The sequence below is a fragment of the Curtobacterium sp. MCSS17_007 genome (assembly GCF_003234175.2).
In the GTDB taxonomy this organism is placed as follows: Bacteria; Actinomycetota; Actinomycetes; order Actinomycetales; family Microbacteriaceae; genus Curtobacterium.
Genome location: NZ_CP126257.1, coordinates 2412890 through 2432155 on the forward strand (window position 1 = coordinate 2412890; position 19266 = coordinate 2432155).

The following is a 19266-nucleotide window of genomic DNA, read 5'->3' on the forward strand; positions in this document are numbered from 1 at the left end:
CGTGCGACCCGACGATCACTAGGCTCGCGGTGTGCACCCCGTGACGCTCCGGACCGACCGGCTCGTGCTCTCCGCTCCGGGTCCCGCCGATGTCGAGGACGTCGTCGCGTACGCGAACGACCCCGACGTGATCGCGTTCACCCCGGTCCCCGTGCCGTACGGCCACGCCGAGGCGCACCAGTTCATCGAGCGGGTCGGCGACGGCTGGCGCGACGACACCCGGTACGACTTCGGGATCCGACGGGTCGACGACCCGCGCCTGCTCGGCACGGTCGGCGTGTTCGGCTTCGTGGACGGGGCGGCCGAGATCGGGTACGCGCTGCACCCGGACGGCCGCGGGCACGGCTTCGTGACCGAGGCCGCAGCGCGCGTGCTGGAGTGGGCGTTCGCGGCGCCGCCGGACGGGCTCGGCCTGGTGCGGGTGCAGTGGCGCGCGCTCGGGACGAACGCGGCCTCGGCCGCGACGGCCAGACGGATCGGCATGCGGTACGAGGGCCGGTCCCGCTCGGCGGTCGTCCACCGTGGGGTCCGCCACGACCAGCTGCTCGCCGCCGTGCTCCGGGACGACGACCGGACGACGCCGACGGAGTGGCCGGCACCGTGACCGTAGCCTTCCGCGTCGTCACCGAGATCGCCGCTCCGGTGGAGCACGTCTTCGCGCTGTCGCTCGACATCGGCGCGCACGAACGCTCGATGGTCGGCACCGACGAACGCGCCGTGGCCGGGACGACGACCGGCACGATCGGGCTCGGCGAGAGCGTCACGTGGCGCGCGCGGCACTTCGGGATCGTCTGGTCGATGACGAGCAGGATCACCGCCCTGGAGGCTCCGGGTCGCTTCGTCGACGAGCAGGTGCGTGGTCCGTTCGCCCGGTTCCGGCACGAGCACCGGTTCGAGCCGTCGGGCGCCGGGACGCGGATGGTCGACGAGATCGTCTTCCGGGCACCCCTCGGCCCGCTCGGGTGGCTGGCCGAGCGGATCGCGCTCGCCCGCTACCTGCCGCGGCTGATCGCCGCGCGCAGCGCATCGCTGCGCGACGAGCTCGAGCGTGACGGCGGCGGGCCCGCTCAGCGGGCGGCGAGCTCCCCGAGCGCGTCGTAGGCCGCCGCCACGGCGTCCACCCGGGCACGCCCTGCCGGCCCGGAAGCCTCGTACACGTCGTTGGCGATCGCGGCCACGACGGCGAACAGCGCCGCCATCGAGTCGAACGCGGACGGCGAGTCGACCGGGCACAGCACCGCGGTCGCCGCCGGTGCCGCGATCACGGCTGCGGTCGGGTCGCCGAGCACGACCACGTCGGCACCCGTCGCGACGCAGTGCCGCACGAGGCGCTCGGCGCCGGCCGCGTGCCGCCGCACCGTGACGAGCACGACGAGGTCCCGCCGGTCGAGGTCCGCGACCTCCTCCCCCAGGCGTTGTCCCGGAGCAGGGCCGATGCGGACGTCCGGACGCACCTGGGCCAGCTGCGACCGGAGCTGCATCGCGACGGGGTGCGCACCGCGTTCCCCGAAGACGAGCACCCGCCGTGCGCGGACGATCCGGCGGGCGAGCCGAACGCGGTCGGCCCGGGCGAGCGAGGCGAACGCAGCGTCCAGGTTGCGGGCCTCCACAGCGCGCTGGTCGACGTGCGCGGCGTCCTCCGCGGCCCACGGCAGTCCGCTGCCCCGGGCGGACATGAGCTCCTGCCGGACCTCGGCGGCGTCCTGGAAGCCGAGGGAGCGCACGAGCCGCGAGACCGTCGCCTTCGACGTGCCCGACTCGGCTGCGAGCTCTGCGGAGGTCCCGACGAGCAGCAGTTCCGGGTCGTGGCGGACCATGGCGGCGACACGACGTTCCGCGGGCGACAGACGGTCCCAGACCGCGTCGACGCGGGCACGCACGTCCGGTGCGGCGCTCACGCGGTCGCCGCCCGGTCGTCGGCGATGCGCTCCACCGCGACAGCCAGTGCGTCGAGACCGAGTGCGACGTCGTCCTGCGAGACGAACTCGTCCGGGTGGTGGCTGATGCCGTCCGGGTTGCGCAGGAAGAGCATCGCGACGTCGGTGACGAGCCCGAGGGACATCGCGTCGTGACCGGCACGCGAGAACAGCTCCGCCGGCGCGGTCTCCCCCGTCGAGGCGATGCCCGCGCGGACGGCGTCCATCAGTGCCGGTGCGCAGAACACCGCGGGGGCGCGGTGCACCTCGGTCGGCTCCACCGTCACGCCGCGCCGGGCGCCGATCTCGTCGAACGCCGCCGTGATCGCCTCCCACACCCGGTCACGCCCCTCGTCGAACTCGCCCCGCAGGTCGACGCTGAAGCGGGCGAGACCCGGCACGACGTTCACCGCACCGGGCTCGACGGACATCGTGCCGACCGTGCCGACGTGCTGCTCCGCGCGGCAGATCCGTTCGACCGCGAGGGCGGCCTCGGCTGCCGCGAGCAGGGCGTCGTGCCGCCGCTCGTACGGGGTGCCACCGGCGTGCCTGGCCTCACCGACCGCCTCGACGGAGAACCGCCGGGCGCTCGCGATGCTCGTGACGACGCCGAGCGCCTGCCCGGCCTGCTCGAGGTACGGGCCCTGCTCGATGTGCGCCTCGAGGTAGCCCACGAGCCGCTCCGGGGGCAGTGCCGCGTCGGCGACGCGTTCCGGGTCGAGCCCGAAGTCGGTGAAGGCGCGGCGGAGCGTGACACCGTCGCCGTCCTCGAGGTCCCACCACGCGTCGTCCCAGACCCCCGCCACGGCCGACGAGCCCAGCAGGGCCTTGCCGAACCGCGTGCCCTCCTCGTCGGAGAACGCGATCACCTGCAGCGCGAAGGGCAGCGGCCCGGAGGCGGTGAGCCGCGCCACCGTCCGGATCGCCATGAGCACGCCGACGACGCCGTCGTACCGGCCGGCGTCCACGACGGTGTCGAGGTGTGACCCGAGGAGCAGCACGGGGGCGTCCGGGGTCGCACCGTCGACGATGCCGTGCAGGTTGCCCGCGGCGTCCTGCCAGGTGCGGAGCCCGGCGTCCCGCATCCACTCGGCGACCACCGCGTTCACGCGGGCGTGCTCCGGCGACAGGTAGACGCGGGTGGTGCGCCCGTCGTCCTGGGACACGGCGGCGAGCGCGTCGCACCAGCCCACGATGGTCGCGGCGTCGGCGATCGCCCGCGGGCTCGCGACGAGCGCCGTGGCCGCAGCTGCGGCGGGGGTCACGCGGACGCCCCGACCGCGACGGGCAGGCGCCCGGCGTGCACGTCGAGCGCGGCGTCGACACCGGCACCCTGCGGGACCGCGTGGCCGGCGCGGCGCAGGCAGTGCTCGAGCGCGGCGAGCGTCCGGACGACGGTGTCCTTCCGGGCGTTGTAGCCCATCGTCCCGATCCGCCAGACCCGGCCGTGCAGCGGCCCGAAGGACGTGCCGATCTCGATCCCGTGGTCCTCGAGCATCGCGCTCCGGACCTCGTCGCCCACCACGTCGTCCGGGATCTCCACGGCGACGACGTTGTGCATCTTGTGCGCGACGTCGCCGAACACCCGGAGCCCGAGCGCCTCGACGCCGGCGAGCATCGCCCGGCCCGCCGTCGCGTGGCGGTCGACGACGGCCTCGCGCCCCTCCTCGAGCAGGATGCGGGCGCACTCGTTCGCGGCGTAGAGCATCGACGCCGCCTCGGTGTGGTGGTTGAGCCGTCGAGGACCCCAGTAGTCGAGGATCATCGCGAGGTCGAGGTAGTTCGACCGGATCGGGTCGTCGGACACGACGTCGTCGGCCTCGCGGATGCCGGCCTCGATGCTCCGCCGCCCGTCGAGCACCGCGAGTGCCCGCGGCGACACGGTGATCGGGGCGCTGCCCGACGGACCGCCGAGGCACTTCTGCAGCCCGGCGCTCGCCACGTCGATCCCCCACGCGTCGACCTCGAGCGGGTTGCCGCCGATGCTCGCGGTCGCGTCGGTGTACAGGAGGACGCCGTGGCGCTCGCAGATCGCGCCGAGCTCGTCGAGCGGCTGGTTCATCGTCGTCGAGGTGTCGCCCTGCACGATCGCCAGGACCTTCGGACGGACCCGCTGCACCGCGTCCTCGATCACCGACGGCGGGAAGACCTGGCCCCACTCGGTCTCGATCGTGTGCACCTCGGCGCCGGCACGGGTGGCGATCTCGGCGAGCAGGTGCCCGAACCGACCGAACACCGGGACGAGGACCCGGTCGCCCGGCGCCAGGAGCGAGACGAGTGCCGCCTCGATGCCTGCACGCGAGGTGCCGTCGACGAGCACCGTGGCGTCGTTGCGGGTCCCGAAGACCTGACGGTAGAGCTCCTGGGTCGCGGTCATCGTGGCGGTCATCCACGGGTCGTACTGCCCGACGAGCGGCGTCGAGAGCGCGCGGAGCACGCGGGGATCGGCGTCGATCGGGCCCGGACCCATGAGGAGTCGGGCGGGTGGGTTCACTGGCTGCGTCATGGTGCCTCCGTTCCGTCCAGGACCATACCGGAACGCTCGTTTCGTGCGTGTTGCGGCGTCCGCGGGCGGTCCACCAGGACTCCCTCGACGGCGGTGACCCCGTCGTCCGCCGTCGCCACGAGCCGCCCGCGGACCCACGTCTCCGTGACCGCGCCGACGGTGCGCAGGCCCGCGTACGCCGACACGGGGTTGCGGTGCGCGAGGCCGGCGACCTCGATGACGCCGTCGGCCGCCGGATCGAGGACCGCGAGGTGCGCGACCGTCCCCGGCGCGATCCGCCCACGGTCGGTGAGGCCGACGAGCGCCGCGGGGCCGGTCGTGAACCACGGCAGCACGGTCTCGAGCGGGATCCCCCGGCGCACCGCCTCGGTCCACACCGCTCGGAAGCCCACCTGGAGTCCGGCGATGCCACCCCACGCCGATCCCCAGTCGTCGGTCTTGAGGTCCGCCGTCGAGGGCGAGTGGTCGGACACGACGCAGTCGATCGTGCCGTCGAGCAGTCCGTCCCACAGCGCGTCGCGGTTCGCGTCGTCGCGGATCGGCGGGCAGCACTTGAACTCGGTCGCACCGTCCGGGATCGACCCGGCCTCGAACGCGAGGTAGTGCGGACACGTCTCGACGGTCACCCGGACCCCGTCGGCCTTGGCGGCCCGGATCATCGGGAGGACCCCTGCATCGGACAGGTGGAGCACGTGCACGCGGGCACCGGTCGCCCGAGCCCCCGCGATGACCCGCGCGACGGCGGACTGCTCGGCACTGCCCGGACGGGTGGCGAGGAAGTCGGCGTACCGACCACCGAGCGTCTCGTGCGGCACGAGGTGGTCGGGGTCCTCGGCGTGCACGATGAGCAGGGCGTCGAGCTCGGCGACCTCCTCGACGGCAGCGCGCAGCTGAGCGGGGTCGAGGTGCGGGAACTCGTCGACGCCGCTCGGCGCGGTGAAGCACTTGAACCCGAAGACCCCGGCGTCGTGCAGCGGACCGCGCGCCCCGGCGTTCGCCGGGACCGCACCGCCCCAGAAGCCGACGTCCACGGCGACCCGCCCCTCGGCACTCGCCCGCTTCACCGCGAGGGCGTCGACGTCCACGGTCGCCGGGATCGAGTTCAGCGGCATGTCGACGATCGTCGTCACGCCGCCGAGTGCCGCGGCGCGGGTGGCCGAGGCGAAGCCCTCCCACTCGGTGCGGCCGGGTTCGTTCACGTGCACGTGGGTGTCGACGAGCCCCGGCAGCAGCACGTGCTCGTCCGCGACCGTCCGGTCCACGGTCGCCGTGACCTCGGCGTCGACCGGCAGGACTGCGTCGACCACGCCGTCGCGGACGACCACCGCGGCCGGCCGGAGGACGCCGTCCACCCACGCCCGCCGAGCGCGCAGCACGAGGTCGGCGCCAGCCGCGGCGCTCATGCCGACACCCCGGCGAGCTCGGTCGGCGCGGACGCCACGTCGGACGACCGCAGCGTGAACCCGGACAGCAGTCCCGTCACCGGCTTCGGCGGCGGCGGGGCGTACTCGCCGGTCTTGCCGGTCCGCAGCCCGAGCCGGACGAGCGACTCCGCGAGCACCGTCGCGGCGGCCACCCCGTCGACCACCGGCGCACCGATCTCCCGCGAGACCTCGGCGCAGAACTCCGCCATGCCCGCACAACCGAGCACCACCGCGTCGGCGCCGCCGGCGAGCACGGCGCGGCACTCCTCGACGACGATTTCCCGCGCCCCCGACGCCGGGTCGTCGAGCTGCAGCACGGGCACCTCGCACGCACGGATCTCGGTCACCAGGGACGCGAACCCGTAGCGCTCGGCGAGCTCGCGGGCCCTGCCGGTCGTGCGAGCCAGCGTCGTGACCACGCCGAACCGGCGCCCGAGCATCGCGGCGGCGTGGTAGCCGGCCTCGGCGATCCCGATCACCGGCCCGGCGGCGAGCTCCCGCGCAGCGTCCAGCCCCGGGTCGCCGAAGCACGCCACGACGTACGCGTCGACGCCCTCCTGCTCACCGATCGCGATCTGCTCGAGGAGCCCGGGGACCGCGAGGGCCTCCTCGTAGTGGCTCTCGATCGACGCGGGGCCGGTGCTCGGCGTGACCGCCTCGACGACGGTGCCGGGGCCGGCGACGGCGGCCGCCGCGCGGCCGATCGTGGCCGTCATCGAGGCGGTGGTGTTGGGGTTGACGACGCGGATGCGCAAGCGGGACCTCTCGGACGGGGGCGGGGACAGGGGAAGAGTGGCGGACCCGGGAACCGGCGACCCGTCCGGGAGGCGGGTCGCGCCTCCCGGACGGTGTCGGTGCGGACGTCAGTCGCGACCGGCGGCAGCGCCGTCGTCGACCGTGGGGTCGTCCGCAGCCAGCACCGGCATGCGGGGCGACCGACGCTCGAGCGCCCAGAAGACGACCAGCCCGAGGCCGCAGCCGATGAACCAGCTGTAGTTGCTCAGCCAGGGCAGGACGCCCGTCGCGGGCGGCAGCACGGCGCTGGCGACCGAGACGGCACCGGCGATCAGCAGGGTCCACATCGCGTTCGGGTTCCAGCCGGCGCGGTACCAGTACCGGGCGGTGGGCTCCTTCGTGTACATGTCGTCGACCGCCACCCGCTGCTTCGCGACCAGGTAGTAACCCGCGATCAGGATCCCGAAGAGCGGGCCGATCAGGGCACCGAGGATGCCGAGCGTGTAGAGGATCGCCTGGTCGTTGCCGTACCAGTTCCACGGGGTCAGCAGCACGGAGCCGACGGCGGCGATCATGCCGCCCATCCGCCAGCTGATCTTCCGCGGCGCGACGTTCGAGAAGTCGAACGCGGGGCTGATGAAGTTGGCGACGATGTTGATGCCGACCGTCGCGGTGACGAAGGTGAGGCCGCCGAGCAGGATCGCGAACGGCGCGTCGATGGCCTGGACGGTCTCGATCGGGTCGGTGATGAGCTTGCCGAACACCGGGACCGTGGCGCTCGCGCAGAGCACCGTGAGGATCGAGAAGAACAGGAAGTTGACCGGCAGGCCCCAGAAGTTGCCGCGCTTCACGGCCCGGAAGGACTTGCCGTACCGGGAGAAGTCACCGAAGTTGAGCATCGGGCCGGAGAAGTAGCTGACGACGATCGCCACGGCCGAGAGCATGACCGGGATCGATGCCCCGAAGGACATCGGCGCACCCGTGTGCAGGGTCAGTGAGATGTTGCCGATGCCGGCCTTCGCGACCAGGTACACCGCCAGGGCGATCATCACGACGTAGACGGCAGGTCCGGCGAAGTCGATGAAGCGACGGATGGCCTCCATGCCCATCGAGAACAGCGCGGCCTGCGCGACCCAGAGGATGCCGTACGAGATCCAGCCGAGCGCGGAGAGCCCGAGGAACGAGTGGTCCAGGAGCGCCGCGGAGCCGGGGACGAACTTCAGGAACACGATGTTGAGCGACTGCGCGGCGAGGAAGGTCTGCACGCCGTACCAGGCCGTCGCGATCAGGCCGCGGATGACGGCGGGCACGTTGGCGCCGATGACGCCGAACACCGCGCGGTTGATGACCGGGTACGGCACGCCCGTGCGCTGCGACGGCTTCGCGACGAGGTTCGCGAACACCTGCACGATGAGGATGCCGACGACGAGGGCGACGAGCACCTGCCAGCTCGCGATGCCGAGCGCGAAGAGCGACCCGGCGGTGACGTAGCCGCCGACCGAGTGCACGTCCGACATCCAGAAGGCGAAGATGTTGTAGCTCGTCCAGCGCTGGTCGCGCAGGGGTGCGAGGTCCTCGTTGGTGAGCGCCGGGTCGTACCCGGGCTTGACGACGCCTGCGCCGGCTGCTGCCGACGACGTCGTGCGGGGGGCGTGGGGCGCGGCGACCGGGGTCGCGATCTCTGTGACCAAGGCGTCCTCCGTGGGAGTGGGCGGCGGGGGTCCCCGCTCGTGGACGACGCTATGGAGGCTGTTCGCGCCGCCCGTTTCCCTCGTGTAACGGTCGTGTGACACGGCGGGCGCGCTGGAACGGACGTTCCGGCCACCAGTTGCCGCGCACCGGCACGGTGTGGAGGCAGCCGGAGCCGTGCGCAACGACGTCGACGCGGTGACGGCGATGGAGAGGTGGTCCGGCAGCCGTGCCCCGAGCCGCTCGTGCACGACCAGCGCAAGCCCTCGAGTCGCTCCAGCGGCGCGACGTCGTTCAGGACGTCCGCCTCTCCGCCTCCTCCGGCGGCGTCGGCACAGGGGCATCGAGGCCGCGGCTGAAGCAGACTGACTCCATCGAGCCCTCGTACGCGCCGAAGAGTGCGATCGGCTGGTACCCCTCGCGCTGGTAGAAGCGGATTGCATCGGGTTGCCGGGTCCCGGTCTCGAGGACGAGGCGCCGAGCGCCGAGTGCGGCCGCTTCGTGCTCGAGCGCGCGCAGCACGGCGACGGCGACACCGGTGCCACGGCTGGCGGGCGTTGCGTACATGCGCTTGACCTCGATGACGCCCGGACCCATGACGTGCTCCGACAGCGGCCGGAGCCCGCCGCACGCGATCGCATCCCCCGTCCGGTCGCGCGCGACGAGGAACACGGCCACGTCCGCCGCCGAGGGGGCTGCGCCCGGTTCATGGTCGTCGTTGCCGTACCGCTCGTCCAGCTCCCGCCGCTGCGCCGTCCGCAGTGCGTCGGCGTCGGGGTGGTCCCAGGGCGTCCTCTCGATGGTCCAGTGCATGGCATCCCTTCCGGTCACAATCGTTACGGTAACGCATGTTACGATTACTGCTGTGCCCAGACCCCGGACCGACGACACCCAACGCGAGCGCCTGTCCGAAGCAGTGTTCAGCACGCTCGCCGATCTCGGACCGGCGGGTTTGACGCTCCGGTCGGTCGCGGCGAGGGCCGGTTGCACGACCGGCCTGGTGCTGCACACGTTCTCGAACAAGCAGGCGCTCCTGCTGCACGCGCGCGATGTCCTGCACGAGCGGACGAAGGAGCGCGCCGACTTGCTCGAGTCGAGTGCAGTGGATCCGGGTGCCGCGGTGCGCGCGGTGGCATCCGCTGCCCTCCCGATCGACGCGGAGCGGCTCGGCCACGCGCGCGTCTGGGTCGGGTTCCTGGCGGCGGCACTCAGCGATCCCGTGTTGCGCGCACACCATGCTCGGAAGAGCAACGCGTTCGTCGACCGTCTGACCCGGCTCATCGCAGCGGCGGCAGACCTGTCGTCCGACGTGTCGGCCGAGCGCGCATCGACACTCGCGGCGACGGTCGAGGGCATCTCCACGCTCGCGGCGGGCGATCCGGAGCAGTGGCCCGAACACCGGCAACGCGCCGCGCTGGAGATCGTGCTCGACGCTGTCCTGCAGCCGACGGTCCCGACGCCTCGGCGCCGTACCTGATCGCAGAGCTCGATCGGGGAGTCGGTGTTCCGACGTGGGTCCATCGGCTGGTAGCTGGGTTCCTCTGGCCGCGTGTGACGTTTCGGCACACCGCAGACCGGGGGTGCGCGGAACGCGGTGACGGTGCTCTCGCCGGTGTTGCCGTCTGGGGTAGCGGCCGACCGCGCAACCACCGTTCTGCCCGATCGCGACGAACACCGCGACCAGTCCGACAGCTGGGTCACGGAAGGCATCTCGGAGGCGCGACAGACGAAGGATGAAGACGCGCCTCGGTAGCCGGCCGGACGCCGAGACGCATCGGGATCAGGGACAGCTCCAGATGGCGCCTCCGCGCGATGGGTCGCACGACGGTGGTCCGGGACAGGTTCCGGTGAACGCGAACCTTCAGATTGCGGGGCCACTGGGGCGGACCCCGCCCCCGGGTCAGAGGGCGTGCGTCCCGAGCAACGCTCCTGCGACGAACGTCGCGGCCAGTGCGAGCGCCCCACCCACGACGACACGCAGCGCCGCGCGGCCACGACGGGCACCGCCGAGCACCGCCCCCGTGGTCCCCGTCAACGCGAGCGCCACGAGCGACGCCGTCACGGTGACCGGCACGCGAAGGGACTCCGGTGCGAGCAGCATCGCGATGAACGGCAGGAGCGCGCCGACCGTGAACGTCGCCGCCGACACCCACGCCGCCCGCCAGGGGCTGACGACCTCGTCCTCAGCATCCCGGAGCGCGGCCTCGGCCCGGCGTCGGCGGACCTCCGGGCGCGCGAGTTCCCGTGCGACGGCGTCCGCGACCGACTCCTCGACCCCGAGCGACCGGTAGTGCGCGGCGAGCGCGGGGGCGTCCTCGGCGTCGGCCTCGAGCTTTGCCTGCTCCGCCGCCTGCCCGGTCCGCTGCGCGTCGCGCGCGCCGCTCACCGAGATGTACTCGCCGAGGGCCATCGAGATCGCTCCGCCGACGAGGGCTGCGGTGCCGGCCGCCACGACGGGCCCCGTGCCCGCTCCGGCTCCGGCGACCCCGACGAGCACGGCTGCGACGGACACGATGCCGTCGTTCGCGCCGAGCAGTCCGGCGCGGAGCCAGTTGAGCCGCGCGGCACTCGCGGCGTCGGCGCGCTCTGCGGTGGGGAGCGAGAGGTCCGTAGCGGTCGACATGCAGGTGATCAAACCACTCCCGAGCCGATCGTGCCAGCAAGGTGAGGCAAGCCTGATCGGGGGTTTCATGGTGAGGTGAGCCTCACCTCACCGGGTGACGCCCGCCTGCCAGACGCGGGTCGGGCGACCGTTGAGCGCGTGCGGGAACGGCTCGCCGACCGGCCGGAACCCCGCACTCGTGTAGAGCGCGAGGGCCGGCGCGTTGTCGTCCAGTGCGTGCAGCTCGCACCGGTCGTGCCCGGCGGCCGCTGCGGCGGCCACCGCAGCGGCGAGCAGTCGGCGTCCGAGGCCGTGGCCCTGCGCCGACGGCGCGACCGCGAGCAGGCTGAGGTACGCGGCATCGCTCGGCGTCCCACCGGACCCGGGGGCGGTGACCAGGGCGAACCCGAGCGGGTCCCCGCCGTCGTCGGCGACCACCAGGGCGACCCGCTCCGCTGCGAACTTCTCGTGTGCACGTGCACGGACGGCGTCCGACGCCGGCACGCCGTCGCGGTCCGCGACGGCGGCGACCCAGAGCGCGACGCAGGCCACCGCGGTCGACTCGTCGTCCGCGGTGCGCACGACGAAGGACGACCCGATCACCCGACCACCCTACGTCGCACGCGCCGACGGGTCGGTCAGACGGTCGCCTGCACGCCGACGCGGTACTGCGCCCCGCGGTGCTCGTCCGGCAGCCGGTCGCCGCGGCCGTGCAGCTTGTGCCGGAGCGATCCCTCGACGTACTCCTCCGGGTACGCCCCGCGGGCGCGGAGCTCCGGCACGACGAACTCGATGACGTCCTCCCACGTGCCGGGGGTCACCGCGTAGGCGAGGTTGAAGCCGTCGACGTCGGTCTGCTCCTGGATGTCGATCAGCTGCTGGGCGATGGTCGCCCCGGAGCCGACCGCCACCGGACCGAGTCCGCCGATGGCCGTGTGCTCGGCGATGTCCCGGACCGTCCAGTTCGAGCCGTCCTCCCCCGTCGCGGCGGACAGGTTCGCCGCCGCCGACTGGATCGCGTTCGACTCGATGTTCCCGAGCGGCTCGTCGAGGTCGTACTGCGACAGGTCGACGCCCATCCAGCCGGAGTTGAGCACGAGCGCACCCTCGGCCGAGGCGTACGACAGGTAGTCGCGGTACTTGGCCTGCGCTGCTTCGTCGGTCTCGTCGGTGATGACGGTGAGCAGTGTGTAGACGCGGGCGGCGTACCGGTCGCGACCAGCAGCCTCCAGGGCGTCACGGATCTTGCCGACGGTCGCCGCGAGCTGCGAGACGGTCGGTGCACCGACGAAGACCGCCTCGGCGTTCTCGGCCGCGAAGCGGATGCCGCGGGGCGAGGCGCCCGCCTGGTAGACGACGGGGCTCCGCTGCACCGAGGGCTCGGACAGGTGGATGCCGGGGACGTCGAAGTGCTGGCCGTGGTGCTCGATCGGGTGGACCTTCGACGGGTCGGTGAAGACACCGGTCTCGCGGTCCTCGACGACGGCGTCGTCCTCCCACGAGCCCTCCCACAGCTTGTAGAGCACCTCGAGGTACTCGTCCGCCACGTCGTAGCGGTCGTCGTGCGAGAGCTGGTCGGTCTGCCCCATGTTGCGCGCGGCGCTGGGCAGGTACCCCGTGACCACGTTCCAGCCGATGCGCCCCTTCGTCAGGTGGTCGAGCGTCGAGATCCGGCGTGCGAACGGGTACGGGTGCTCGTAGGCGGTGCCGGCGGTGATCCCGAAGCCGAGGTGCTCGGTCACGGCGGCCATCGCGGAGACGAGCAGGATCGGGTCGTTCACCGGCACCTGCGACCCGGTGCGGAGCGCCGCCTCGTTCGTCCCGCCGTAGACGTCGTAGGTGCCGAGCACGTCGGCGATGAAGATGCCGTCGAAGCGCCCGCGCTCGAGCAGCTGCGCGAGGTCGGTCCAGTAGGACAGGTCGTTGTAGTGCCGCGAACGGTCGCGGGGGTGCCGCCACAGCCCAGAGGACTGGTGCGCGACGCAGTTCATGTCGAACGCGTTGAAGCGGATCTGCCGGGGCTCGTTCGTCGAGGTCACGCGGCGAAGCTACGGCCCCGGACCGGGACCGTCACGTGAGGTGACGCCGTGTGACGCCCGGATCGGAGGAGCGCAGCGGGTACGTGAGTCGTGCTCGGGTGGCAGCATGGCGAGGTGCCCGTCGTCGAGTCCCGCTGCGTCGTCCCCGTCCCCGTCGAGGTCGCCTTCGCCGTGTCGCAGGTCCAGGGCCCGGTCCGGAAGCGCTGGGACCCCTTCATCCGCCGCCAGCACCTCATCGGCGCCGATGCGCCGGCGAAGGGCGTCCGGACCTTCACGGTGCAGCGGACGGGCCTCCGGATGGAGAGCGAGTACGTCTCGTACAACCCACCGTCGAACGTCGGCATGAAGATGACGAAGGGTTCGTGGTTCTTCGAGAAGATGGGCGGCGGGTGGCGCTTCACGCCGGTCGAGGGCGACACCGGCAGCACGCTCGCCGTCTGGCGCTACAACTTCACCTGCCGGCCCGCCTGGCTCGCACCGCTGGCCGAGCGCATCGGCGTGCTCGTCCTGCAGCGGGACATCGACCGGCGCATCGCGGGCTTCGCGCGCGGGTGCACCGACCCGGTCGTGCTCGCCCACGTCGCCGCTGCGCCGTCGGCCTGATCGAGACCGGTCAGGCCGCGGTGGCCTCGCGCGCCGCCGCCTCGGCAGCGACCCACGCGAGCATCCCGCACTTCACGCGCATCACGAACTTCGAGACGCCGTGGAACGCCACGAGGTCCTCGAGGACGTCCTCGTCGGGCTCCCCCGCGCCCCGCGAGCGCATCATCGTGCGGAAGGACTCTGCCAGCTCGAGCAGCTCCGGGACCGTGCGCCCGACCGCCATGTCGGTGAGCACGGAGGCGGACGCCATCGAGATCGAGCACCCGTCGCCCTGCCACGCGATCGCGGCGATCCGGTCGGTACCGGGCTCGAGGCGGAGGCTGACGGTGATCTCGTCGCCGCAGGTCGGGTTCCGCTCGAAGTGCGACGCATCGGCGTCGTCGAGCAGGCCGTCACCGTGCCGGGCCTTCGCGTGGTCGAGGATGACCTGCTGGTAGAGCGAGTCGAGGCCGTTCACGATGCCGCTCCGAAGTACCCGCGGACCTCGCCGACGGCGGTCAGGAAGCGGTCGACGTCCTGCTCGGTCGTGTACACGTAGGTGCTCGCCCGGCTCGTGGCGACGAGTCCGAGCCGACGGTGCAGCGGCTGCGCGCAGTGGTGCCCGGACCGGACCGCGATGCCCTGCGCGTCGAGGTACTGCGAGACGTCGTGGGCGTGCACCCCGTCGACGTCGAAGGACACGAGCCCGGAGCGAGGCACCCCGGCGGGCGGACCGACGACCCGGATCCCCGGGAGCGCCGCGAGGCCGTCGAGCATCCGACGGGCGAGGTGCTCCTCGTGCGCGCGGACGCGCTCCATGCCGACGCGCTGCAGGTAGCGCACCGCCTCGGCGAGCGCGACGGCCTGCGACACCGGCTGGGTGCCGGCCTCGAACCGCTCGGGCGCGGGCATGTACTCCGACCCCTCCATCGTCACGGTCGTGATCATCGACCCGCCGGTGCGGAAGGGCGGCAGGGCGTCGAGGAGCTCCCCACGGCCCCACAGCACGCCGATGCCGTTCGGACCGAGCATCTTGTGCCCGGAGAACGCGGCGAAGTCGATGCCCAGCTCCTGCACGTCGAGGGGTCGGTGCGGTGCGGACTGGCACGCGTCGAGGACGACGAGGGTGCCGTGCGCGCGGGCCGCCGCGACCACGGCGGACACGGGCGCAACCATGCCGGTCACGTTGGAGACGTGCGCGAACGCCACGACCTTCGTCCGCTCGGTGATGCGCGAGACGGCGTCCTCGGCGGTCCAGGTGCCGTCGTCGGCCACCGGGACCCAACGCAGGGTCGCACCGGTGAGCGCCGCGAGCTCCTGCCAGGGCACGAGGTTCGCGTGGTGCTCGGCCTCGGTCACCAGGACCTCGTCGCCGGGGCCGATGCGGAAGCGCTCGGCCGCCGATCCCCCGCGCCCACGGCTGGCGTTGGCGATGCCGTACGCGACGAGGTTCAGTGCGTCGGTGGCGTTCTCGGTCCAGACGACCTCGGACGGCGAGGCCGCTCCGACGAAGCCGGCGACCGTGGCGCGCGCGTCCTCGTAGGCGTCGGTGCTGCGCGCTGCGAGGGTGTGCGCGCCGCGGTGCACGGCCGCGTTGTCCTGCTCGAGGAACCGTCGTTCCGCGTCGAGCACCTGGCGCGGTCGCTCGGCGGTCGCGCCAGAGTCGAGGTAGGCGAGCGGCTGCCCGTCGACCTCCTGCTGGAGGATCGGGAAGTCCCGCTTGATCGCGGCGACCTCGGACTCGGTCAGCGGCTGGTTCGGAGCGAGGACGGTCACCACACAATCGTGGTCCGTGATGCCCACCGCGTCCAATCGCCCACAGCGGACAACCCCGCGGCGGACGGTCCGGAGCGGGACCGGCTACTCGTTGCCGATGCGCTTGTCGGCCTGCTCGCGGGCGTCGTCGATCTTGTCGTCGTACTTGCCGCCGGTGGCCTTCTTGACCGCGTCGGCCACGCCGCCGAGGACCTTGTCGCTGACACCCTCGGCCTGCTCGCTCTTCAGGGCGTCCTGGACCTTGCCGTCCTGCAGCAACGCCTGTGCCTTCTTCGTGATGTCGTCGAACCCCGCCATGGGCAGCTCCTCACCTCTGCGGGACCCGTCGCCCCGACCTGCCGCCGATCGTAGGCGCGCGTCGGACGGGTGTCCGGCGCGTCAGACCATCTGGGCGCTGCGTCGCCGCGCCAGCAGGTAGGACACCGCCACCGAACCGGTGATCGCGAGCAAGGACGGGATGAGGATGTCCGTCCCCTCCTGCGTGAACTCGACGACGAGCACGAGGGCCGTGAACGGCGCCCGCATCGTGGTCGCGAGGAAGGCCGCGGCACCGACGAACGCGAAGGCGGCGAGGCTCGACCCGTCGGCGGGCCAGAGCAGCACCCAGAGTCCGCCGAGCGCCGCCCCGACTGCCGACCCGATGGCGATCGACGGTGTCAGCGTGCCACCGACCGCGCCGGCGCCGATGGTCGCCGAGGTCGTGATCGTCCGGATGATGCCGAGGAGCAGGAGGAAGACGATCGGCGACAGCCCGGCGAAGGTCGGCGCCTCGGTCGTGGCGTTCATCGCGACGAGGCCGAGTGCGCGCCCGTTGCCGAGGATCTCCGGGAACGGCACGGCGATGAGTCCGACCATCGCGAACACGACGGGCAGCACGACGAGCAGGTGCCACCCCTTCGGCGCCATCCCCTGCAGCCGGTTCGTGAGCTTCACGAACCCGACCCCGGCGAACCCGAGCAGCGGCCCGATGATGATCGCCCACACCAGCAGCGACGGCGACATGTGCATCGCGGGCACGTGGTAGAGCACCTCGTCCGGGATCACGAGCCGCGCCGTGAACGCGGCGATCGCACTCGTCGCGAACGCCGGCAGTGCGGTCGCGAACGTCAGCTCGCCGAGCAGCACCTCGACGGCGAAGAGCGCACCGCCGAGCGGCACGTCGTACACGGCGGCGAGGCCGGCGGCGGCGCCGCACGCGACGAGGATGCGCGTCTCGCGCCCGGTCAGCCCGGCGCGCGCCGTGACGAGCTGCGACAGCCACGCACCGATCTCGCGGGGCGCGACCTCCTTGCCGATCGACGCTCCGAGCCCGACGGCCAGGATCTGCACGGCAGCGTTCGCGACCGTGGCGAGCGCCGGCATCCGCTTGCCGCCGACGGCCGCGGTGACCGACACGACGGGCTTCGCCCAGCGCCGGAGCGCCCACCAGGCGACCCCCGTGAGGACGCCGGCTGCGGTGAGCGCGAGGAAGCGGTTGAGTCCCGAGGGTGCGTCCGCCGCTTCGAGGTGCCCGCCGAAGGGGTACCCGAACGCGACGAACTGGATGGCCTGCAGCGCGAGCCAGACGGAGATCCCGGCGACGCCGCCGGCGATCCCGACGAGCGCGGTGATCACGGCGAGCTTGAGGGCCCAGACCGGCGTGGTCGTACGTGTCGCGTTCCCGGTCTGCGGCATGACGGGAAGCCTAGCGGCCATCGGGACCGCCCCACGGACCGTCGACTGGGGCTGTGTACGGACGGGAGGCCCGTGGCGGGGCCGCCACGGGCCTCCCGTCCGGCTGCTGGTCGCGTCGCGGTCAGACGGCCGTCACGCGGAACGGGACCACCCGGTCAGCCGGCAGGAGCGGCGGCTGCAAGCCGACCTGCTCGAGCACGCGACCGCTGAAGACGCGGTCGCCCGACCACCACCCGGGGGCGTGGACCTCGTGGTCCCCGCCGATCAGCACGGGGTCGACGCGGTACCGCGTGTCGGGGTCGAGGTCGCGGAAGACCACGCGCCCGATGCCGGAGACCTCGGACCGACCCGTGCTCGCGACGAAGAACGCGGCCTGCCGGCGGTCTTCGGCGACCACGCCGTACACCAGACGGGTCGGGTCGACCTCGTCGACGCGGACGACCCGGCCGCTGTGCAGCAGGGCGCGCCACTCCTTGTGCAACGCGATCCAGGACGCGAGCGCCCGCTCCTCGTCCTCGGTCGCCTGCGCCAGGTCCCACTCGATGCCGAAGTGCCCGATCAGGGCGGTCCCCGCGCGGAAGGACACGTCGTGGAAGCGCCCGGTCGTGTGGTTCACCCCGCTCGCGACGTGCGCGCCGAGGAGCTCCGGCGGCAGGAGCTGCTGCGTCCAGCGGTGCATCTGCTGGCGCTCGAACGGGTCGATGTCGTCGGACACCCACACGCGGTCGGTGTGCTCGAGCACCGCGAGGTCGACCCGGGCCCCACCGGACGAGCACGACTCGATCTCGAGCTGCGGGAAGCGCTCCTTGAGCGTCGCCATCAGCCGGTAGGTGGCCAGGGTCTGCTCGTGCACGGCGGCACCACCGCCCGGGTGCCCGGCCTCGACCAGGTCGCGGTTGTGGTCCCACTTGACGTACTCGACCGCGTACTCCCCGATGATCGCCGTCATCCGCTCGAGCACGTGGGCGTACGCCTCCGGGATCGCCAGGTTGAGCACCTGCTGGTCACGCGAGCGGACGGGCAGCCGACCGTCGGCCTGCATGATCCACTCGGGGTGCGCCCGGGCGAGGTCGCTGTCCTCGTTCACCATCTCCGGTTCGAACCACAGGCCGAACTCCATGCCGAGCGCACGGACACGGTCGACGATCGGACCGAGGCCGTCGGGCCAGACGTCCTCGTCGACGTACCAGTCGCCGAGGCCCGCGTGGTCGTCGCGGCGGCCGCGGAACCAGCCGTCGTCGAGCACGTACCGCTCGACCCCGAGCCGCGCGGCCCGCTCGGCGAGGTCGGTGAGGCGGGCGAGGTCGTGGTCGAAGTAGACGGCCTCCCAGACGTTGATCGTCACCGGGCGGGGCGTCGCCGGGTGCTGCGGGCGGCTGCGGAGCCACCGGTGGAAGCGCCCGGCCTGGTCGTCGAGACCGTCGCCCCAGGCGGCGTACACCCAGGGGCCCTCGTAGGTGTCGCCGGTGGCCAGTCGGACCTCACCGGGGAGCAGGAGCTCGCCGCCCCCGGCGACCTGGCGCCCGGTGGACAGCCGTTCGGCGAAGTGGCGGTGGTTGCCGCTCCACGCGGTGTGCACCCCCCAGACCTCGCCACGGGCGAACCCGAACCCGGGCTCCCCCACGCTGAGCACGGTCGCGGCGTCGGAGCCGGTGCGGCCCTTGCGGCTGTCACGCTCGTGGGTGCCGACCACGAGCTCGCGACGCTGCGGGGTGCGCTCCTTGCCCCATCGCCCGGCGAAGTCGAGGACCTCGCGGGCACGGGACGGCACCGGGAACGCGACGGTGAGGTCGTCGACGGTGTAGACGCCGTCGGCGGTGTTCGTGACGGCGGCGCGGGCACGGACCAGTCCGGACCCGAGCACCTCGACGATGACGCGGACGGCGAGCCCGGCGGTGGTGTCCGCGGCCTCGGCGACGACGCGGTCGGCGTCGACCTCGAGCGCGGTGACGGTGAAGGCGGGCGACCAGTCGCGGCCGTCGCGGTGGCCCGAGAGTCCGGGCCGGCCGGTCCAGCCGCGGTGGGGCTCCGGCAGCAGGGCGAGGCGGACGGGCACGTCGGCCTCGTTGTTGGCGACCGGGGCGACGTCGGCATCCGCGAGGGCGACGAGCTCGTCGTGGTCGAGCGGCCCGAGGGCGGCACCCCAGTGCACGACGGCGGGCAGCGCGTCGTCACGGCAGTCGAGCACGAGCGACACCCCGCCGGCGCTGAGGTGGACGAGGTCGTGCGCGGTCTGCGAGGTGGTGGGCATCGTTGCTCCGGTCGGCGTCGGTGACGGGTCCGAGCCTGGCTGCCCGAGCGCGCTCGGCGCAACCCGACGCGC

At 72.9% G+C, this 19266-nt stretch carries 19 protein-coding genes; 4 read left to right on the plus strand and 15 right to left on the minus strand.

Translation table 11 applies throughout. The features are described from left to right. Nucleotides 1–31 precede the first annotated feature (31 nt). Both DEJ22_RS11465 and DEJ22_RS11470 read left to right on the plus strand, forming a co-directional pair. Complete coding sequence (locus DEJ22_RS11465; RefSeq protein ID WP_111227882.1) at nt 32–604, plus strand: GNAT family N-acetyltransferase; 573 nt, start codon at nt 32–34, stop codon at nt 602–604. Continuing rightward, complete coding sequence (locus DEJ22_RS11470; protein ID WP_111227915.1) at nt 601–1101, plus strand: SRPBCC family protein; 501 nt, start codon at nt 601–603, stop codon at nt 1099–1101. The genes DEJ22_RS11465 and DEJ22_RS11470 overlap by 4 nt, the downstream gene beginning before the upstream one ends. Here DEJ22_RS11470 and DEJ22_RS11475 read toward each other — a convergent pair. From DEJ22_RS11475 to DEJ22_RS11505, 7 genes are all read right to left on the minus strand, one after another. After that, nucleotides 1068–1898: a MurR/RpiR family transcriptional regulator gene (locus DEJ22_RS11475; protein ID WP_111227881.1), complete on the minus strand. Its 831-nt coding sequence runs from the start codon at nt 1896–1898 to the stop codon at nt 1068–1070. The genes DEJ22_RS11470 and DEJ22_RS11475 overlap by 34 nt on opposite strands. Continuing rightward, nucleotides 1895–3181, minus strand: a complete 1287-nt coding sequence (locus DEJ22_RS11480; protein WP_111227880.1) for an allantoate amidohydrolase — start codon at nt 3179–3181, stop codon at nt 1895–1897. Before DEJ22_RS11480 ends, DEJ22_RS11475 begins: the two co-directional genes overlap by 4 nt. Further along, complete coding sequence (locus tag DEJ22_RS11485) at nt 3178–4422, minus strand: pyridoxal-phosphate-dependent aminotransferase family protein (RefSeq protein WP_111227879.1); 1245 nt, start codon at nt 4420–4422, stop codon at nt 3178–3180. The genes DEJ22_RS11480 and DEJ22_RS11485 overlap by 4 nt, the downstream gene beginning before the upstream one ends. Then, a complete protein-coding gene (gene allB, locus DEJ22_RS11490; RefSeq protein WP_111227878.1) occupies nt 4419–5825 on the minus strand; it encodes an allantoinase AllB in 1407 nt (468 codons plus the stop codon). The genes DEJ22_RS11485 and allB overlap by 4 nt, the downstream gene beginning before the upstream one ends. Then, on the minus strand, nt 5822–6601 hold the full coding sequence (locus DEJ22_RS11495) for an aspartate/glutamate racemase family protein (RefSeq protein WP_111227877.1): 780 nt from the start codon (nt 6599–6601) through the stop codon (nt 5822–5824). Before DEJ22_RS11495 ends, allB begins: the two co-directional genes overlap by 4 nt. A 108-nt stretch (nt 6602–6709) precedes the next feature. Next, a complete protein-coding gene (locus DEJ22_RS11500; RefSeq protein ID WP_111227876.1) occupies nt 6710–8272 on the minus strand; it encodes an NCS1 family nucleobase:cation symporter-1 in 1563 nt (520 codons plus the stop codon). Nucleotides 8273–8564: 292 nt separating this feature from the next. Beyond that, nucleotides 8565–9083, minus strand: coding sequence for a GNAT family N-acetyltransferase (locus DEJ22_RS11505; RefSeq protein ID WP_111227875.1), 519 nt, complete (start codon nt 9081–9083; stop codon nt 8565–8567). Between DEJ22_RS11505 and DEJ22_RS11510 the strand changes: the two genes are divergently transcribed. Continuing rightward, nucleotides 9082–9747 (plus strand): TetR/AcrR family transcriptional regulator, encoded by a 666-nt coding sequence (locus tag DEJ22_RS11510; protein WP_220033787.1) that lies wholly within the window; start codon nt 9082–9084, stop codon nt 9745–9747. The genes DEJ22_RS11505 and DEJ22_RS11510 overlap by 2 nt on opposite strands. A 423-nt stretch (nt 9748–10170) precedes the next feature. Here DEJ22_RS11510 and DEJ22_RS11515 read toward each other — a convergent pair whose 3' ends face one another. The 3 genes from DEJ22_RS11515 to DEJ22_RS11525 form a co-directional block, all read right to left on the minus strand. Next, complete coding sequence (locus tag DEJ22_RS11515) at nt 10171–10893, minus strand: VIT1/CCC1 transporter family protein (RefSeq protein WP_111227873.1); 723 nt, start codon at nt 10891–10893, stop codon at nt 10171–10173. An 87-nt stretch (nt 10894–10980) separates the two neighbouring features. Then, nucleotides 10981–11475 carry a GNAT family N-acetyltransferase gene (locus DEJ22_RS11520; protein ID WP_220033786.1) on the minus strand — a complete coding sequence of 165 codons (495 nt, stop codon included), beginning with the start codon at nt 11473–11475 and terminating at the stop codon, nt 10981–10983. Nucleotides 11476–11510: 35 nt separating this feature from the next. Beyond that, nucleotides 11511–12911 carry an LLM class flavin-dependent oxidoreductase gene (locus tag DEJ22_RS11525; protein ID WP_258379688.1) on the minus strand — a complete coding sequence of 467 codons (1401 nt, stop codon included), beginning with the start codon at nt 12909–12911 and terminating at the stop codon, nt 11511–11513. Between the two features lie 114 nt (nt 12912–13025). On the opposite strand from DEJ22_RS11525, the gene DEJ22_RS11530 reads away from it, so the two are divergent. Next, nucleotides 13026–13514 (plus strand): SRPBCC family protein, encoded by a 489-nt coding sequence (locus tag DEJ22_RS11530; RefSeq protein WP_111227912.1) that lies wholly within the window; start codon nt 13026–13028, stop codon nt 13512–13514. A gap of 10 nt (nt 13515–13524) precedes the next feature. Here the strand turns inward: DEJ22_RS11530 and sufU are convergent, their stop codons facing one another. The 5 genes from sufU to DEJ22_RS11555 form a co-directional block, all read right to left on the minus strand. Then, nucleotides 13525–13971 (minus strand): Fe-S cluster assembly sulfur transfer protein SufU, encoded by a 447-nt coding sequence (gene sufU, locus DEJ22_RS11535; RefSeq protein WP_111227872.1) that lies wholly within the window; start codon nt 13969–13971, stop codon nt 13525–13527. Beyond that, nucleotides 13968–15269: an aminotransferase class V-fold PLP-dependent enzyme gene (locus tag DEJ22_RS11540; protein ID WP_111227871.1), complete on the minus strand. Its 1302-nt coding sequence runs from the start codon at nt 15267–15269 to the stop codon at nt 13968–13970. The genes sufU and DEJ22_RS11540 overlap by 4 nt, the downstream gene beginning before the upstream one ends. 84 nt (nt 15270–15353) lie before the next feature. Continuing rightward, nucleotides 15354–15566 carry an Rv0909 family putative TA system antitoxin gene (locus tag DEJ22_RS11545; RefSeq protein WP_111227870.1) on the minus strand — a complete coding sequence of 71 codons (213 nt, stop codon included), beginning with the start codon at nt 15564–15566 and terminating at the stop codon, nt 15354–15356. An 81-nt stretch (nt 15567–15647) separates the two neighbouring features. Continuing rightward, nucleotides 15648–16943 (minus strand): chloride channel protein, encoded by a 1296-nt coding sequence (locus DEJ22_RS11550; protein WP_111227869.1) that lies wholly within the window; start codon nt 16941–16943, stop codon nt 15648–15650. A gap of 121 nt (nt 16944–17064) precedes the next feature. After that, nucleotides 17065–19194, minus strand: a complete 2130-nt coding sequence (locus DEJ22_RS11555) for an alpha-galactosidase (RefSeq protein ID WP_111227868.1) — start codon at nt 19192–19194, stop codon at nt 17065–17067. Nucleotides 19195–19266: the final 72 nt, after the last annotated feature.

What these genes read in the sequence shown, in the direction of transcription:
- DEJ22_RS11485 (WP_111227879.1), bottom strand. Translation starts at nt 4,422, where the DNA reads ATGACGCAGCCAGTGAACCCACCCGCCCGACTCCTCATGGGTCCGGGC.
- allB (WP_111227878.1), bottom strand. Translation starts at nt 5,825, where the DNA reads ATGAGCGCCGCGGCTGGCGCCGACCTCGTGCTGCGCGCTCGGCGGGCG.
- DEJ22_RS11510 (WP_220033787.1), top strand. Translation starts at nt 9,082, where the DNA reads ATGGCATCCCTTCCGGTCACAATCGTTACGGTAACGCATGTTACGATT.
- DEJ22_RS11505 (WP_111227875.1), bottom strand. Translation starts at nt 9,083, where the DNA reads ATGCACTGGACCATCGAGAGGACGCCCTGGGACCACCCCGACGCCGAC.
- DEJ22_RS11515 (WP_111227873.1), bottom strand. Translation starts at nt 10,893, where the DNA reads ATGTCGACCGCTACGGACCTCTCGCTCCCCACCGCAGAGCGCGCCGAC.
- DEJ22_RS11545 (WP_111227870.1), bottom strand. Translation starts at nt 15,566, where the DNA reads ATGGCGGGGTTCGACGACATCACGAAGAAGGCACAGGCGTTGCTGCAG.
- DEJ22_RS11550 (WP_111227869.1), bottom strand. Translation starts at nt 16,943, where the DNA reads ATGCCGCAGACCGGGAACGCGACACGTACGACCACGCCGGTCTGGGCC.
- DEJ22_RS11555 (WP_111227868.1), bottom strand. Translation starts at nt 19,194, where the DNA reads ATGCCCACCACCTCGCAGACCGCGCACGACCTCGTCCACCTCAGCGCC.